This is a genomic window from Pseudomonas coleopterorum (genome assembly GCF_900105555.1).
In the GTDB taxonomy this organism is placed as follows: domain Bacteria; phylum Pseudomonadota; class Gammaproteobacteria; order Pseudomonadales; family Pseudomonadaceae; genus Aquipseudomonas; species Aquipseudomonas coleopterorum.
On the sequence record NZ_FNTZ01000001.1, the window covers coordinates 3,095,425 to 3,111,127 of the forward strand.

Here is a 15,703-nt window from a genome sequence, read left to right on the forward strand (position 1 = left end):
GGCCGCGAAGCAGGCGCCGCGGTTCATCAGACGCACCGCAACGCTGCTATTTCCTCGCATCCTCCCACGACTTGACCAGTTCGGCGTAGCCCACGGTCTGGCCCTGGGGTTTTTCGTTGGCCAGTTTGGGCTTGGGCGCGCCGGGTTGGTCGAACCAGTACTGGGCGTCGCGCTCGGGGTTCATCTTCGGCCCACATACCGGCTGCACCTTGCTGCGTTCCAGGCGGGTCATGATCGCGTCCTGATCCTTGGCCAGGCCGTCGAGCGCCTGCTGCGGGGTCTTCTCGCCGCTGGCCGCCTCGGAAATGTGGCTCCACCACAGCTGCGCCAGACGTGGATAGTCAGGCACGTTGGTGCCGGTCGGGGTCCACTGCACGCGGGCCGGGCTGCGGTAGAACTCCACCAGACCACCCAGCTTCGGCGCCAGATCGGTCATGGCCTGGGAGTTGATATCCGATTCGCGAATCGGGGTCAGGCCGACGATGGTCTTTTTCAACGACACCGTCTTCGACGTCACGAACTGCGCATACAGCCAGGCGGCCAGACGCTGCTTCTCGGGGGTGGACTTGAGGAAGGTCCAGGAGCCGGTGTCCTGATAGCCCAGTTTCATCCCCTCCTCCCAGTACGGGCCCTTGGGCGATGGCGCCATGCGCCACTTGGGCGTGCCGTCGTCATTCATCACCGGCAAGCCAGGCTTGGTCATGTCGGCGGTGAACGCGGTGTACCAGAAGATCTGCTGAGCGATGTTGCCCTGGGCCGGTACCGGTCCGGATTCGGAGAAGGTCATGCCCTGGGCTTCGGGTGGTGCGTAGGCGCGCATCCAGTCGACGTACTTCTGGGTGGCATACACGGCGGCCGGGCCGTTGGTGTCGCCGCCACGGGTCACGCTGGAACCCACCGGATGGCAGTCCTCCACGCGAATGCCCCACTCGTCCACCGGCAAGCCGTTGGGCAGGCCCTTGTCGCCACCACCGGCCATGGAGAACCAGGCATCGGTGAAGCGCCAGCCCAGGGAAGGGTCTTTCTTGCCGTAGTCCATGTGCCCGTAGATGCGCTTGCCGTCGATTTCCTTGACGTCTTCGGAGAAGAACTTGGCGATGTCTTCATAGGCGGACCAGTTGACCGGAACCCCCAGCTCATACCCGTAGATCTGTTTGAACTTGGCCTTCAACTCGGGCCGTTCGAACCAGTCGGCGCGGAACCAGTACAAGTTGGCGAATTGCTGGTCGGGCAGCTGATAGATCTTGCCGTCAGGTGCGGTGGTGAAGGAGATACCGATGAAGTCTTTCAAGTCCAGGGTCGGCGAGGTGGCTTTCTTGCCCTCGGGGCTGGCCATCATGTCGGTGATCGACTCGCTCTTGCCGTAGCGAAAGTGCGTACCGATCAGGTCCGAATCGTTGACCCAGCCGTCGTAGATGTTCTTGTCCGACTGCATCTGCGTCTGCAGCTTCTCGACCACGTCGCCTTCCTGCAGCAGGTCGTGGGTGAGCTTGATCCCGGTGATTTCGCTGAACGCCTTGGCCAGGGTCTTGGCTTCGTATTCGTGGGTGGTCAGCGTTTCCGACACGACATTGATGCTCATGCCGCGGAAAGGCTTGGCCGCCTCGATGAACCACTGCATCTCTGCCATCTGCTGCTCGGGCGTGAGGGTGGACGGCTTGAATTCGGCGCCGACCCATTTCTTCGCCGCGTCTTCGTAGGCATCCGCCCATGCTGCGGCGCTCAGGCCAGCGCACGCCAGTGCGGTCGCCAGGGCAATGCTATGTCGCAATTTGTTGTTGTTCTTGTACATAGTGACCTCCTGTTTGAAATTTTCGCGCTGCGCAGATCCGCATGGCTCAGCCCCAACGCATTACCGCCAGCAACCACATCAGGGACAGCGTCGAGGCGACCCAGATGTTCCAGTCGGTCACGCCGATCACCAGCAGGTGCAGGTAGGCGCTTCCGAGAAGACCGATGAACAAGCGGTCGCCACGGGTGGTGGCGATCGGTAGAAATCCGCGCCGCTCGGTGCAGGGCACGCGCAGTTCGTAGAACGTCATGCCGGCGAGCAACAGCGCAATGGCGCCGAAGAACAGGGCAGTCGGTAGAGTCCAGGCCATCCACTCCATCACAGGCTCCTCATACGCGGCCCAGGGCGAAGCCCTTGGCCACATGGTTGCGAACGAACCAGATCACCAGCATGCCGGGCACGATGGTCAGCACGCCGGCTGCAGCCAGCACGCCCCAGTCGATACCCGAGGCGGAAACCGTACGGGTCATTACCGCCGCGATCGGCTTGGCATCGACCGAGGTCAGGGTGCGCGCCAGCAGCAGCTCGACCCACGAGAACATGAAGCAGAAGAAGGCCGTCACGCCGATCCCCGAGCCGATCAGGGGCATGAAGATCTTCACGAAGAATTTCGGAAAGCTGTAGCCATCGATGTAGGCGGTTTCATCGATTTCCTTGGGCACGCCGGACATGAAGCCTTCCAGGATCCACACCGCCAGCGGCACGTTGAACAGGCAGTGCGCCAGGGCCACGGCAATGTGCGTGTCGAACAGGCCGATGGAGGAGTAAAGTTGGAAGAACGGCAGCAGGAACACCGCCGGCGGGGCCATGCGGTTGGTCAGCAACCAGAAGAACAGGTGCTTGTCGCCCAGAAAGCGGTAGCGCGAGAAGGCATACGCGGCCGGCAGCGCAACGCTGAGCGAAATGAGCGTGTTGAGGCTCACGTAGTACAGCGAATTGATGTAGCCGGTGTACCAACTCGGGTCGGTGAAGATCACCCGGTAGTTGGCCAGGGTGAACTCATGGGGAAACAGCGTCAGCCCGCCGAGGATTTCGCCGTTGCTCTTGAACGACATGTTCAGCAGCCAATAGATGGGCACCAGCAGGAACAGGATGTACAGCAGCAGGGGGATCAGTTTGCGCTTGTTCATGGCCGCCTCAACCTTGCTTGTCGTTGTGGGTCATGGCCGTATAGAACAGCCAGGACACCAGCAGGATGATCAGGAAGTACACCAGCGAGAAGGCCGCGGCCGGGCCCAGGTCGAACTGCCCCACGGCCATCTGGGTCAGGGTCTGGCTGAGGAACGTGGTGGCGTTGCCCGGCCCGCCGCCGGTCAGCACGAAGGGTTCGGTGTAGATCATGAAGCTGTCCATGAAGCGCAGCATCACCGCGATCAACAGCACGCTTTTCATCTTCGGCAGTTGGATGTGACGGAACACCGCCCAGTTCGACGCTCGGTCGATGCGCGCAGCCTGGTAGTACACGTCCGGGATGGCGCGCAGGCCCGAATAGCACAGCAGTGCCACCAGCGAGGTCCAGTGCCAGACGTCCATGATCAGCACCGTGACCCAGGCATCCAGGGTATTGGAGGCATAGTTGTAGCTGATCCCCAGGGCGTTGAGCGTGTAGCCCAGCAGACCGATGTCGGCGCGGCCGAAGATCTGCCAGATGGTGCCTACCACGTTCCACGGAATCAGCAGGGGGATGGCCATGACGATCAGGCACAGCGACGACCAGCGGCCCTTGGCTGGCATGGTCAGGGCGATGGCGATGCCCAGGGGTATTTCGATCAGTAGCACGCAGGCCGAATAGATGAACTGGCGCAGCAGCGAGTCGTGCAGGCGCGGGTCCTGCAGGACCTGGCGGTACCAGTCGGCGCCCACGAAATAGCGGCTGGATTGATCGAAGATGTCCTGCACCGAATAGTTGACCACGGTCATCATCGGGATCACCGCGCTGAAGGCCACCAGCAGGAACACCGGCAGCACCAGCCACCAGGCCTTGTTGTTCTGGACCTTGTTCATGGGTGCACCTCCAGCAAGCGATCGTCGGCGTAGACCATCAGCCACTGCGCGGGGAAGCTGATGAACACGGTGCCTTCCGGCACGGCGCGGTCCTCGGGCAGACGTACCTTGAAGGTCTGCCCGCCGAGCGCCAGGGTCAGGATCTTGTAGGTACCCAGGTCTTCCAGGTGTACCCGTTCGCCGTGCAGGGCGGCCTCGAAGCTCTCGTCCCAGACGCGGATGAACTCGGGACGAATGCCGATCTGCAGGCGTTGCCAGCCGCCCTGGGCGATCCGCGCCTGCAAGGCTTCCGACAACGGCACGTGAATGCCGCCGAAGCCGACGCCGCCGCGCTCGGGCAGCACGTCGACCAGGTTCATGCCGGGGCTGCCGATGAAGTAGCCGACGAAGGTGTGCGCCGGTCGCTCGAACAGCTCGCGCGGTGTGCCGAACTGGACGATCTGGCCGCGGTACATCACGGCGATCTTGTCGGCGAAGGTGGAGGCCTCGAGCTGGTCGTGGGTGACATAGACCATGGTGATGTTGAACTGCTCGTGGATCTGCTTGAGCTTGCGTCGCAGTTTCCACTTCAGGTGCGGGTCGATGACCGTCAGCGGCTCGTCGAAGAGGATCGCCGACACGTCATCGCGGACCAGGCCGCGGCCCATCGACACCTTCTGTTTCTCGTCGGCGCTGAGATTGCGCGCCTTGCGCTGCAGCAGTCGCTGAAGGTCCAGGACTTCGGCGACTTCCTGCACTCGGGCCTGCACCTGTTCGGGCGACTTGCCCTGGTTGCGCAGGGGGAAGGCCAGGTTGTCGAACACCGTCATGGTGTCGTACACCACCGGGAACTGGAACACCTGGGCAATGTTGCGTTGCTCGGGCGGCAGGTCGTTGACCACCTTGCCGTCGAACAGCACCTGCCCGTGGGACGGGCTGAGCAAGCCGGAAATGATGTTGAGCAAGGTCGATTTGCCACAGCCGGACGGGCCGAGCAAGGCATAGGCGCCGCCCTGCTCCCAGATGTGATCCATCTCGCGGATCGCATAGTCTTCAGGCGCCGACGGGTGCGTGCTGTAGCTGTGCGCCAGGTGCTGCAAACGGATCTCGGCCATCAGGCAGCCCTCGCCACACGCAGGCCGGGGGCCTGGACCAATTGCCCACCAGGCTGGAACACGAAAAGCTTGTGGGTCGGGATGTACACCGGTATCGCCGCGTCCACGGCGTAGTCGTGGACCCCCGGCAGGTGCAGCACCAGGGAGAAATACTCGTTGCGTACGTGCAGGAAGGTCTCCGAACCACTGATCTCCGCCAGCTCCACGGTCACCGCCAGCTCCAGGTCATCGTCGTTGCTCGGCGTCAGGCCGATGTGGCTGGGGCGCACGCCGAAGCGGTAATCGCCATCCGGCACGGCAGATAGATCAACGTTGCGAGCGAAGTGAACGAAATTGGCGAAGCTGACTTCCTGGCCGCCGATGCGGCCATCGATCAGGTTGATCGGTGGCTCGGAGAACAGTTCGGCCGCCAGCACACTGGCCGGCCGGTGATAGACCTCAGACGTCTTGCCGCTCTGGATCACCCGCCCTTCGTGCAGGATCGTGGTGGTGCCGCCCAATGCCAGGGCTTCGTTGGGTTCGGTGGTGGCATAGACGGCGATGGTGTGGCGAGTCAGGAACAGTTCGCGCATTTCGAAGCGCAGTTCTTCGCGCAGCTTGTAGTCGAGGTTGACCAGGGGTTCGTCGAACAGGATCAGCTCGGCATCCTTGACCAGCGCCCGGGCCATGGCCGTGCGCTGTTGCTGGCCACCGGACAGTTCCAGTGGATGGCGCTTGAGGAACGGCTCGATGCGCAACATGCGTGCGGTTTGCAGTACCCGCTCTTCGATCTGCTCGCGGGCCATACCGGCCTGGCGCAGCGGTGAGGCAATGTTGTCGAAGACGGTCATGGTCGGGTAGTTGATGAACTGCTGGTAGACCATGGACACGTTGCGCTGGCGTACCGGCTTGCCGGTCACGTCCACGCCGTTCATCAATACACGACCCTGATCGGGTTTGTCGAGGCCGGCCATCAGCCGCATCAGGCTGGTCTTTCCGGACAACGTGCGTCCCAGCAGGACATTGAACGAACCGGGTTCCAGTACCAGCGACGCGTTGTCGATGTACAACTGGTTTTCCACACGACGAGTGACCTGCTCGAGCACAAGGGACATGGCGGCGCCTTTTTTATTATTGGAAGCGGTTGCAGCTTTGCGTCGGTACGACTGCTGGCAAACCCAGAGCGATAACCGTGCCAATTGCCGTGTGCCATGCCGGCAGGCGCGAGCCAAACGGTTCGGGCGCAGGTGTGGGTCTCAGGTCAGGTTCGCCCCTGAACAAAAATGAACGCCTGGCGCATTGACAATGAACAACCGTGAACAACACTGCATGAACAAAAACAACAAGGCCGCGCGCCGGGATACCTGAACCATGTCCGTATCCAATCCAACCCTTGCCCACGATCAACTCATTCAACGCTCCTGGGCGCGCTGTCGCGAGGCGGGGCTGGAGCATCACCACGTGCCGCGATTCGAGCCACTGGCGCGCGTTGCGCTGCAACAGATGCTCGACGGTCACCAGGCCTTGCTGCACACCACCCACCGCGAAGTGTTGCCCTATTACGAACACATCCTGGGCAACTCGCGTTGTCTGATCCGCCTGGCCGACCCGCAGGCCCGTCTGCTCAGGTCCTGGGGTGCGCAGCCCGGCGCGGGTGCCGGTCACCTGGGCCACGCACCCGGTGCCTGCTGGCTGGAAGCGGCCGCCGGGACCAATCCGATCGGCACGGCGCTGGCCTGCCGCCAGGCCGTGCATGTCGAGCCGGACGAACACTTCCTGCTGGCTAACCGCCTGATGAACGGTTCGGCTTCACCGATCTTCGATGCCCGGCGGCAGATGGTGGCGGTACTGGACGTCTCCAGTGACAGCCACCTGCCGCCTTCGCACACCCTGGGACTGGTGAAAATGATGAGCCAGACGGTCGAGAACCGCCTGATCCTGGAGACGTTCGCCGATCGGCATCACCAACTGATTTTCAACACCGGGGTGAACAACCTCGATAGCCAGTGGGCTGGGCTGCTGGTGTTCGATGACAGCGGTCGCGTGCTGGCCGCCAATCGTCGCGCCGACAGCCTGCTGGGTGCCGAGTTGCCTGGCCTGACCCTGCAACAGCTGTTCCGACTGACGCCCCAGGCTCTGCTCGACCATCCGCCGGAGCGCACCTTTGCCCTGCAACCGCCAGGACGCAGCCGCCTACAATGCCTGCTCAAGAAGCCCGCCCTGCGCCCTGCGCCGCCCGCCGCGCGACGTGGTTCCGACCCGCGCCTGGACAAGGCCTTGCAACAAGGGCTGCGTCTGCTGGAGAAGGACGTGCCCTTGCTGCTGCGCGGTGACACTGGCACCGGCAAGGAGGTGCTGGTCAAGGCCTTGCACCAGGCCAGCAGCCGCGCGTCGTGTCCACTGATTGCGGTCAATTGTGCGGCGATTCCCGCCGAACTGGTCGAGTCGGAGCTGTTCGGCTACGAACGTGGCGCCTTCACCGGCGCCAGCCACAAGGGCAGCCCCGGCCTGGTGCGCAAGGCCGACAAGGGCATCCTGTTCCTCGACGAGATCGGTGACATGCCGCTGCCCACCCAGGCGCGACTGTTGCGCGTGCTGCAGGAGCGCTGCATCCAGCCGCTGGGGGGCGGCGATCCGCTACCGGTCGATATCCGCCTGGTTTCCGCGACCCATGAAGACCTGCGCCAACGGGTACAGGCCGGGTTATTCCGCGAGGATCTGTACTATCGCCTGGCGGGCATGACCTTGCACCTCCCGACCCTGAACGAACGCAGCGACAAGCGTGAACTGATCGAGCAGGTGTGGGAGACGCACCGTGAAGCACAGCAGACTGCCGGTTTCAGCGACGAGGTGTGGGCGGCCTTCATGGTCCATCCCTGGCCGGGCAACGTGCGCCAGCTGGCAGCGGTGGTCAAGGTGGCGCTGGTGCTGGCCGATCAGGACGTCATTAGCCTTGAGCATCTGCCTGAAGATTTCCTCCTCGAAGCCGGTCTGCAACCAGCGCAGGCACCTGCCTCGCCTCGGCCACTGCTGACCCTGGCCAAGGTCAGCGACCTGGGTGAGCTGCTGCAGGCCAGCGACGGCAACATCTCCCGCCTGGCCCGGCGCCTCGGTGTCAGCCGCAACACCCTGTACAAGCGCTTGCGCGCTCAGGGCCACGCGCTATGAGTATGAGCTGTGGATTCAGCTCTTGCCGAAAGTCTGCGACGGTCGGCGCAGGGTCGGGTCGAAGGGGTTCAGGCGCGGGCCGATGGCGGCAGCCTCGCGCTTGAGCAGCTCGACCACCGTGGGCAGTCGGTCGGGGCCGAGCCGATCGCTGATGGTGGCGACGCTGAGGGCTGCGACCGCATGGCCGTCGCGGTCGAGTATCGGCACCGCCAGGCCCGCCATGCCGGGCAACACGCCGGTGTTGCGCGCGGCATAACCGAGCTGGCGCACGCTGGCGACCTCCGAACGCAGCAGCACTTCGTCGTACAGGTGCAGGTCCCTGAGCCGCGGCAGGTTGTAGTGGATCACGGTTTCGCGCTCATCCTCGGGCAGGAACGCCAGGATGGCCAGACTGCCCTGGCCTACCCCCAGTGCGACACGGCCACCGATGTCGCCGGTGAAGGTCCGAATCGGGTAAGGCCCTTCGCTGCGGTCCAGGCAGATCGCGTCGAAACCACTGCGCGCGAGCAGGAACAGCGAGTCACCCAAAGAGGCCGACAACCGCAGCAGGCTGGGCCGTGCCAGCTCGCGCAGGTTGCTGCCGTTGCCGGCGCGCGCGGCCAGGGCGAAGAATTCCAAGCTCAGCCGATAGCGCTTGCTGCGGACATCCTGCTCGACCATGCCCTCCTCCACCAGCCCGCGCAACAGCCGATGGGTGGTGGGTTGCGACAGGCCGATGCGCTCGGCGAGCTGGATCACCCGCTCACCCTCGGCTGGCGCAGCCGACAAGCCACGCAACACGGCGAACAACCTGGACACACTGCCTACGCCTGGCTCAGCATTCCGTTCAGTGGAATCAATATCCATACGCTGCGCACCTGATTTCATTGAAAGGATTAATCTGAAAATACCTACCCGCTCAGTGAAATAAGCGCTTTCGCCATCCTAGCCTTCGTCCTACTCTTCGTCCACGGGGCGAGACCAACAATAGCCGGCAGCCGACTCAGATCGAGCGCCACCCCACTGCAGGACCCCTTTCGCCTCTGCCCTCGATCAACGCACCGCACATGCGGCCGACAATGACAGGTAGAACGCAGCCATGGCCTTTCTCGAACTTCAAGCACTGTGCAAACGCTACGGATCCGTACAGGCCGTGGTGGCGACCGACCTGAGCGTCAGCCAGGGCGAATTCGTCTCGCTGCTCGGGCCTTCGGGCTGCGGCAAGACCACCACGCTGCAGATGATTGCCGGTTTCGTCGACGTGACCAGCGGCCGGATCGTGCTCGATGGCCGCGACATCACCCACGCAAAACCCAGCAGCCGCGGCCTGGGCGTGGTGTTCCAGAGCTACGCGCTGTTTCCGCACATGAGCGTGCGCGACAACGTCGCGTTCGGCCTGAAGATGCGCAAGGTGAGCGGCAGCGACATTCGCACCCGTGCCGACCAGGTACTGGCGCTGGTGCGCCTGACCGCGCATGCCGAGCGCTACCCGCGGGAGCTTTCGGGAGGCCAGCGCCAGCGCGTGGCCCTGGCCCGTGCCCTGGTGATCCAGCCGCCAGTGCTGCTGCTCGACGAGCCGTTGTCCAACCTCGACGCGAGCCTGCGCGAGGAGATGCAATTCGAGATTCGCCGCATCCAGTGCGAAGTCGGCATCACCACCCTGATGGTGACCCATGACCAGGCCGAAGCCCTGTCCATCAGTGACCGGGTGGTGGTGATGCAAGCGGGCCAGGTCACCCAGATCGACGAACCCTACAAACTCTACGAGCACCCGCGCACGCCGTTCATCTCTGGCTTCGTTGGCAAGGCCAACCTGCTGCCCGGCGAATACGACGCGCTGGGCCAGCCACAGGCGCTGGCCCAAGCCGGGGACGGCGAACTGATGTTGAGCTTGCGCCCGGAGAAGATCGACATCTGCAACGCCGGTGAAGGCCGTATTCAAGGACGCATCGTCACCCGCTACTTTCTGGGCAGCCAGTGGTTGTACCGCCTGGACACCGCCCTGGGCGAAATCACCGTGGTGCGCCGCAACGATGGCAGCGCACCGCTGGTGACCGGCATCACTGTCGGCCTCGACTGGCCGCACGAACTGCTTCGCGTCTTGAATCACGAGGTCTGCGCATGAGCCGCGGATATCTGCTGTCGGCGCCGGCGCTGGCGCTGTTCGTCGCCCTGCTGATCGTGCCCCTGGGCCTCACGGTGGTGCTGTCGTTCAACCTGTTCGACTACGAGGTGGGGGTCAAGAGCGACAGCTATACGCTGGCCAATTACGCCAGCCTGCTGAGCGACAGCTACTTCTATGAAATCTTCTGGCGGACCTTCTGGATCAGTGCGCTGGTGACCCTGCTGTGCGTGGTGATCGGCGTACCGGAGGCTTACATTCTCAGCCGCATGGGTACCCCGTGGCGCTCGATCTTTTTGATCCTGATCCTCACGCCGCTGCTGATTTCAGTGGTGGTGCGCGCCTTCGGCTGGAGCCTGCTGCTGGGTGCCGATGGGCTGATCAACCAGGCCATCGCCGCCTTGGGCGGACGCCCGCTGAAAATGCTCTACACACCGTTCGCGGTGATTCTGGCACTGGTCCACGTCATGCTGCCCTTCATGATCATCCCGGTCTGGACCTCGCTGCAGAAGCTCGACCCGGCAGCCGAACAGGCCGCGCAATCGCTGGGCGCAAGCCAGGCGAAGGTCATGCGCATGGTGGTGTTGCCACAGATCATGCCCGGGGTGCTGTCGGGCACGCTGATCGTCTTCGGACTGGCGGCCAGCTCGTTCGCCATCCCCGGTCTGCTGGGTGGCCGACGCTTGAAGATGGTCGCCACGGTGGTCTACGACCAGTACCTCTCGGAACTCAACTGGCCCATGGGCGCGACCATTGCCGTGGCGCTGTTGCTGGCCAACCTGCTGATCATGCTGTCCTGGAACCGCTTGGTCGAAGGTCGCTACAAGAAAGCCCTGGGGGAATGATCGATGTCCAAGAACGGTCCGCTGGCCCTGTCGTTTCATGCCCTGGTGGTGGTGTTCATGCTGGCTCCGCTGGTGGTGGTGTGCCTAGTGGCGTTCACCCCGGAGAACACCCTCACCCTGCCCACCTCCGGCTTTTCCCTGCGCTGGTTTCGCGCGGTGTTCGAGCGCGCCGACTTCATCGACGCGTTCTATAACAGCCTGATCCTGGCTGTGGTGGCCGCGACCCTGGCGACCTTGATCGCCGTGCCGGCGGCGCTGGCGATCACCCGTTATCACTTTCCGGGACGCAACTTTCTCAATGCGCTGTTTCTGTCGCCGATCATCATTCCGCACCTGGTGCTGGGTGTGGCCATGCTGCGCCTGTTCGCGCTGATGGGCGTCAATGGCAGTTTCGTCTGGCTGATGCTGGCTCACGTGGTGGTGATCACGCCCTATGTGCTGCGTCTGGTGATCGCCGCCGCCATCGGTATCGATCGCAGCGCCGAACAGGCGGCGGAGTCGCTGGGCGCAAGTCGGTTCACCCTGTTTCGGCAGATCACCCTGCCGATGATCCTGCCGGGGGTCGCCGGAGGCTGGTTGCTGGCGTTCATCAACAGCTTCGACGAGGTGACTCTGTCGATCTTCGTCACCTCCCCCGCGACCCAGACCTTGCCGGTGCGCATGTACGTATACGCCACGGAATCCATCGACCCGATGATGGCAGCGGTGTCGGCGCTGGTGATCGCCCTGACCGCCGCGACCATGATTCTGCTCGATCGGGTGTATGGGCTGGACCGTGTACTGGTGGGGAAAAACTGATGGCTTTGTTCAAGCGTCTGACCGAACTCGATCGGCCTTCGGTGCCGTTCACCCTCGACGGACAGGCCGTGAGCGGCCTGGCGGGGGATACCCTGCTCACCGCCGTGCTGACCTGCGCCGACCATGTGCGTGGCAGCGACTTCAGTGCCCAGGCCCGTGCCGGCTTCTGCCTGATGGGCGCCTGCCAGGACTGCTGGGTACGGCTGGGTGACGGCCGCAGGGTGCGTGCCTGCGCCACGCCCCTGGAGGCGGGCATGCAGGTCGACCGCGACCTGGGGCGGCGCTCGTGAGCGCCGTGGTGATCGTAGGCGCCGGACCGACTGGCATCCGTGCGGCGCAGACCCTGGCTGCCCACGGTCTGCGGCCGTGCCTGGTGGACGAAGCCCTGCAGGGCGGCGGCCAGGTCTACCGACGTGCGCCGGGCAATTTCCAGCGCCCGGCCAATCAACTTTATGGCTTCGAAGCGCGCAAGGCGGGGGCAGTGCATCAGGCGCTGGACGCGCTGCGCGCGCAGATCGACTACCGTCCCGACACTTTGGTGTGGAACGCCGAGGATGGCCACCTGCACACGCTCAGTCAGCAGCGGGTCGGCACTATCCAGTACGACCACCTATTGATTGCCACCGGCGCCACCGACCGCATCCTGCCAGTACCAGGCTGGACCTTGCCCGGCGTGTACAGCCTCGGCGCCGCGCAGATCGCGCTCAAGGCCCAGGGTTGCGCCATCGGCGAACGGGTGGTCTTCGCGGGCAGCGGGCCGTTGCTGTACCTGGTGGCCTACCAGTACGCCAAGGCCGGCGCACGGGTGCTGGCCGTGCTGGACAGCTCGCCCTTCGGTGCCCAGGTCGCTGCCCTGCCCCGTCTGTTGCTTCAGCCTGCAACCCTGGCCAAGGGCCTGTACTACCGGGCCTGGCTGACTGCCCACGGGATCGCCGTACATCAGGGCGCGACCTTGGTCGAGGTCGTCGGCGAGCAAAAAGTCGAAGCTGTCACCTGGCAACGCGCTGGCAGCCAACACAGTCTGGCCTGCAATGGACTGGCCTTCGCCCATGCGTTGCGCAGCGAAACGCAACTGGCCGACCTGCTCGGCTGCCAATTCACTTGGAGCCCGCTCAATCGCGCCTGGTTGCCGAGCCGCGATCGAGCCGGGCGCAGCAGCGTGCCGAGCGTGTACCTGGCCGGCGACGGTGCCGGGATCATGGGCGCCGATGCGGCGGAAATGGCCGGCGAGCGCGCAGCATTGGCCCTGCTCGAAGACATGGGCGTCACCATTGACAGCGAACGTGGCCCACAGCTCGAGCGACGGCTGGCGCGCATCCAGGGGTTTCGCGTCGGCCTGGAAGCCGCATTCCCGTTCCCCGAGCAGTGGGCCAGCCAGGCCCCCGACGACTTGATGCTGTGCCGATGCGAGGAAATCAGCGTCGGCGAAGTTCGCCAGGTGGTCGCTCAGGGCCACACCGATATCAACCGGGTCAAGGCCCATTGCCGGGTCGGCATGGGCCGGTGTCAGGGGCGCATGTGCGGCAGCGCAGCGGTGGAAATCATTGCCCAAGCGGCCGCGTGCTCACCGCAGCAAGTCGGTCGCCTGCGCGCCCAGGCGCCGATCAAGCCCCTGCCCTTCGGTGTCGAGGTGCAGCCATGAGCCGCGTCGCTGAAACCGATGTGATCATCATCGGCGGCGGGATTGTCGGTGCGTCGGCGGCTCTGATGCTGGCGTTGCGCGGTCAGCGCGTGGTGTTGCTGGAGCGTGATTTCTGTGGATCGCGCTCCAGTGGCGTGAACTACGGCGGCGTACGCCGTCAGGGCCGCTCGCTGGTGCAACTGCCCCTGTCCCAGCGTGCCCATGAACTGTGGAGCGACCTGCCCGGCTTGATCGGTATCGATGGCGAGTATGTCCGTTCGGGCCATCTGAAGCTGGCCCGCAGCGACGCCGACATGGCCAAGCTGCAAGCCTGGGCCGACGCTGCCGCCGATTTCGACCTGGGTGTGGAGTTGCTTGACCATGGTCAGTTGCGTCAGCGGTTTGCCTGGGTCGGCGACGTGGCAGTGGGTGCGTCGCTGTGCAGCGGTGATGGGCATGCCAACCCGCGTCTGGTGTCGCCGGCTTTCGCAGCCGCTGCCCGGCGCGCCGGCGCTCGGATCGTGGAGCAGGTCCAACCGCTGGCCTTCGACCATGATGGCCAGACATTCGAAGTCGCCTGCAGCAACGGCGAACGGCTGCGCGCACCCTGGCTGCTCAACTGCGCCGGAGCCTGGGCCAATCATATTGCCGAGCAATTCGGCGAGCAGGTGCCCATGACCAGCGGGCACCCGGCCATGCTGGTGACCGAACCGCTGCCAGTGGTGATGGACGTCAGTACTGGTGTCGAGGGCGGCGGTATCTACGCTCGCCAGGTGGCACGGGGTAACTGCGTGCTCGGTGGCGGGCAGGGTTTTGCGCTGGACCCGTTGCGGGCACGGCCCGGCCAGCTGGCGACCTTGGATATCCTGCGCAACGCCGTCGAGTTGTATCCGTTCCTGCACGGTGCACAGGCAATCCGCACCTGGAGCGGGACCGAAGGTTATCTGCCCGATCGCGAGCCCGTGATCGGACACAGCCAGGTACAACCGGGCCTGATCCACGCCTTCGGCTTTGCCGGGGCCGGTTTCCAGATCGGCCCCGCCGTCGGTGAAGCCCTGTCGCAACTGGTCGTCGAAGGCCGCAGCCGGGCGCCGATCGACGCGTTTTCCATCCAACGCTTTTCTCCCCTTGAACTGCATAAAGGAAGGTCGCTTTCATGAAGCCAGTCAAACGTACGGTTCACGCACTCTCCCTCGCTGCCCTGCTGGCCGCCACCGGCGCTCAGGCCGGGCCCACGCTCTACCTGGGCATGAACGGCGGCACCATGGAACGCTTATACGCCGACAAGGTGCTGCCAGCGTTCGAGCAGGCCAACGATGTGAAGGTGGTCATCGTGCCGGGCACCTCTTCGGACATTCTCGCCAAGGTTCAGGCGAGCAAGGACAATCCGCAGATCCACGTGATGTTCCTCGATGACGGCATCATGTACCGCGCCATTTCCATGGGCCTGTGCGACACCTTGCAGGACAGCGATGGCCTGGCGGCGATACCGGCCAAGGCCCGGATCAAGGATCAAGCGGCCGCAGTCAGCCTGGGCGTGACCGGGCTGGCCTACAACACGCGCCTGTTCAAGAAGAATGGCTGGGCGGCGCCGACTTCGTGGATGGACATGGCCGACAGCCGCTTCAAGGAAAAACTGGTGTTCCAGTCGCTGGCGTCATCGACCTTCGGGCTGCACGGCTTCCTGATGTTCAACCGGCTGCAGGGTGGCAGCGAAACCGATGTCGAGCCGGGGTTCAAGGCGTGGCCGAAGACGGTGGGTCCCAATGTGCTGGAGTACATCGCCAGCTCCGCGAAGATTTCCGAGATGGTCCAGACCGACGAAGCGGCGCTGTTCCCGCTGACGCCGACCCAGGTAACGGCCCTGAAACTGCGCGGTGTGCCGGTTGAATACGCGCAGCCCAAGGAAGGCGCGGTGGTGCTCAACGTGGCCGAGTGCGTGATCGCCAAGAACGATCAGCCCGAGCTTGCGCAGAAGCTGGCGGCCTATCTGCTGAGCCCCGAGGCGCAAGCACCGGCGCTGGAAGAAGGCGATCAGATCCCATCCAACCCCAACACACCGACCACCGAAAAGACCCGTGGTCAGGTGCAGGCGATGGAGAAGTACCTGGAGACGGCAGTGGCCATCGACTGGGACCAGGTCAACCAGCTCCGCCCCGCCTGGAACGCCCGCTGGAGCCGCTCGATCGAGCGCTAGGGGAAAACCGCCTCGCCTGGTTTGCAGCCAGTGACCGCTCCTACGCAAGATCCGCAGGAGCTGTCACTGGCCGCGAAAGCCGCAACGCGTTCCAACCCAGACAC

The 15,703-nt window shown here is 64.2% G+C and carries 15 protein-coding genes; 8 read left to right on the forward strand and 7 right to left on the reverse strand.

From position 1 onward, the window contains the following. Positions 1-46: 46 nt before the first annotated feature. Genes BLV18_RS13760 through BLV18_RS13785 form a run of 6 tightly spaced genes read right to left on the reverse strand, consistent with a single transcriptional unit; the run spans position 47 to position 5,984 of the window. A complete protein-coding gene (locus tag BLV18_RS13760; RefSeq protein WP_049858854.1) occupies positions 47-1,792 on the reverse strand; it encodes an ABC transporter substrate-binding protein in 1,746 nt (581 codons plus the stop codon). Between the two features lie 46 nt (positions 1,793-1,838). Continuing rightward, positions 1,839-2,111, reverse strand: coding sequence for a DUF2160 domain-containing protein (locus tag BLV18_RS13765; protein ID WP_090359282.1), 273 nt, complete (start codon positions 2,109-2,111; stop codon positions 1,839-1,841). A gap of 10 nt (positions 2,112-2,121) precedes the next feature. Continuing rightward, the gene (locus BLV18_RS13770) at positions 2,122-2,922 is read right to left on the reverse strand and encodes a carbohydrate ABC transporter permease (RefSeq protein WP_049858856.1); all 801 of its coding nucleotides are present in this window, start codon (positions 2,920-2,922) and stop codon (positions 2,122-2,124) included. A 7-nt stretch (positions 2,923-2,929) separates the two neighbouring features. Further along, a complete protein-coding gene (locus BLV18_RS13775; RefSeq protein ID WP_090359284.1) occupies positions 2,930-3,796 on the reverse strand; it encodes a carbohydrate ABC transporter permease in 867 nt (288 codons plus the stop codon). After that, positions 3,793-4,890, reverse strand: a complete 1,098-nt coding sequence (locus BLV18_RS13780) for an ABC transporter ATP-binding protein (RefSeq protein ID WP_090359286.1) — start codon at positions 4,888-4,890, stop codon at positions 3,793-3,795. Before BLV18_RS13780 ends, BLV18_RS13775 begins: the two co-directional genes overlap by 4 nt. Further along, the gene (locus BLV18_RS13785) at positions 4,890-5,984 is read right to left on the reverse strand and encodes an ABC transporter ATP-binding protein (RefSeq protein ID WP_049858859.1); all 1,095 of its coding nucleotides are present in this window, start codon (positions 5,982-5,984) and stop codon (positions 4,890-4,892) included. The genes BLV18_RS13780 and BLV18_RS13785 overlap by 1 nt, the downstream gene beginning before the upstream one ends. 256 nt (positions 5,985-6,240) lie before the next feature. Here BLV18_RS13785 and BLV18_RS13790 point away from each other — a divergent pair, with 256 nt between their 5' ends. Beyond that, positions 6,241-8,037: a sigma-54-dependent Fis family transcriptional regulator gene (locus tag BLV18_RS13790; RefSeq protein WP_090359288.1), complete on the forward strand. Its 1,797-nt coding sequence runs from the start codon at positions 6,241-6,243 to the stop codon at positions 8,035-8,037. A gap of 15 nt (positions 8,038-8,052) precedes the next feature. On the opposite strand, the gene BLV18_RS13795 is transcribed toward BLV18_RS13790, so the two are convergent. Continuing rightward, positions 8,053-8,877 carry an IclR family transcriptional regulator gene (locus BLV18_RS13795; RefSeq protein ID WP_090362288.1) on the reverse strand — a complete coding sequence of 275 codons (825 nt, stop codon included), beginning with the start codon at positions 8,875-8,877 and terminating at the stop codon, positions 8,053-8,055. Positions 8,878-9,115: 238 nt separating this feature from the next. On the opposite strand from BLV18_RS13795, the gene BLV18_RS13800 reads away from it, so the two are divergent. Genes BLV18_RS13800 through BLV18_RS13830 form a run of 7 tightly spaced genes read left to right on the forward strand, consistent with a single transcriptional unit; the run spans position 9,116 to position 15,599 of the window. Next, positions 9,116-10,141, forward strand: coding sequence for an ABC transporter ATP-binding protein (locus tag BLV18_RS13800; protein ID WP_090359291.1), 1,026 nt, complete (start codon positions 9,116-9,118; stop codon positions 10,139-10,141). Continuing rightward, positions 10,138-10,983, forward strand: a complete 846-nt coding sequence (locus BLV18_RS13805; protein WP_090359293.1) for an ABC transporter permease — start codon at positions 10,138-10,140, stop codon at positions 10,981-10,983. The genes BLV18_RS13800 and BLV18_RS13805 overlap by 4 nt, the downstream gene beginning before the upstream one ends. Positions 10,984-10,986: 3 nt before the next feature. Beyond that, positions 10,987-11,781 carry an ABC transporter permease gene (locus tag BLV18_RS13810; protein ID WP_056843590.1) on the forward strand — a complete coding sequence of 265 codons (795 nt, stop codon included), beginning with the start codon at positions 10,987-10,989 and terminating at the stop codon, positions 11,779-11,781. Further along, positions 11,781-12,071 carry a (2Fe-2S)-binding protein gene (locus BLV18_RS13815; protein ID WP_049858865.1) on the forward strand — a complete coding sequence of 97 codons (291 nt, stop codon included), beginning with the start codon at positions 11,781-11,783 and terminating at the stop codon, positions 12,069-12,071. The genes BLV18_RS13810 and BLV18_RS13815 overlap by 1 nt, the downstream gene beginning before the upstream one ends. After that, on the forward strand, positions 12,068-13,423 hold the full coding sequence (locus tag BLV18_RS13820; RefSeq protein WP_090359296.1) for an FAD/NAD(P)-dependent oxidoreductase: 1,356 nt from the start codon (positions 12,068-12,070) through the stop codon (positions 13,421-13,423). The genes BLV18_RS13815 and BLV18_RS13820 overlap by 4 nt, the downstream gene beginning before the upstream one ends. Then, positions 13,420-14,562, forward strand: coding sequence for an NAD(P)/FAD-dependent oxidoreductase (locus BLV18_RS13825; protein ID WP_090359298.1), 1,143 nt, complete (start codon positions 13,420-13,422; stop codon positions 14,560-14,562). The genes BLV18_RS13820 and BLV18_RS13825 overlap by 4 nt, the downstream gene beginning before the upstream one ends. Next, positions 14,559-15,599 carry an ABC transporter substrate-binding protein gene (locus BLV18_RS13830; RefSeq protein ID WP_090359300.1) on the forward strand — a complete coding sequence of 347 codons (1,041 nt, stop codon included), beginning with the start codon at positions 14,559-14,561 and terminating at the stop codon, positions 15,597-15,599. Before BLV18_RS13825 ends, BLV18_RS13830 begins: the two co-directional genes overlap by 4 nt. Positions 15,600-15,703: the final 104 nt, after the last annotated feature.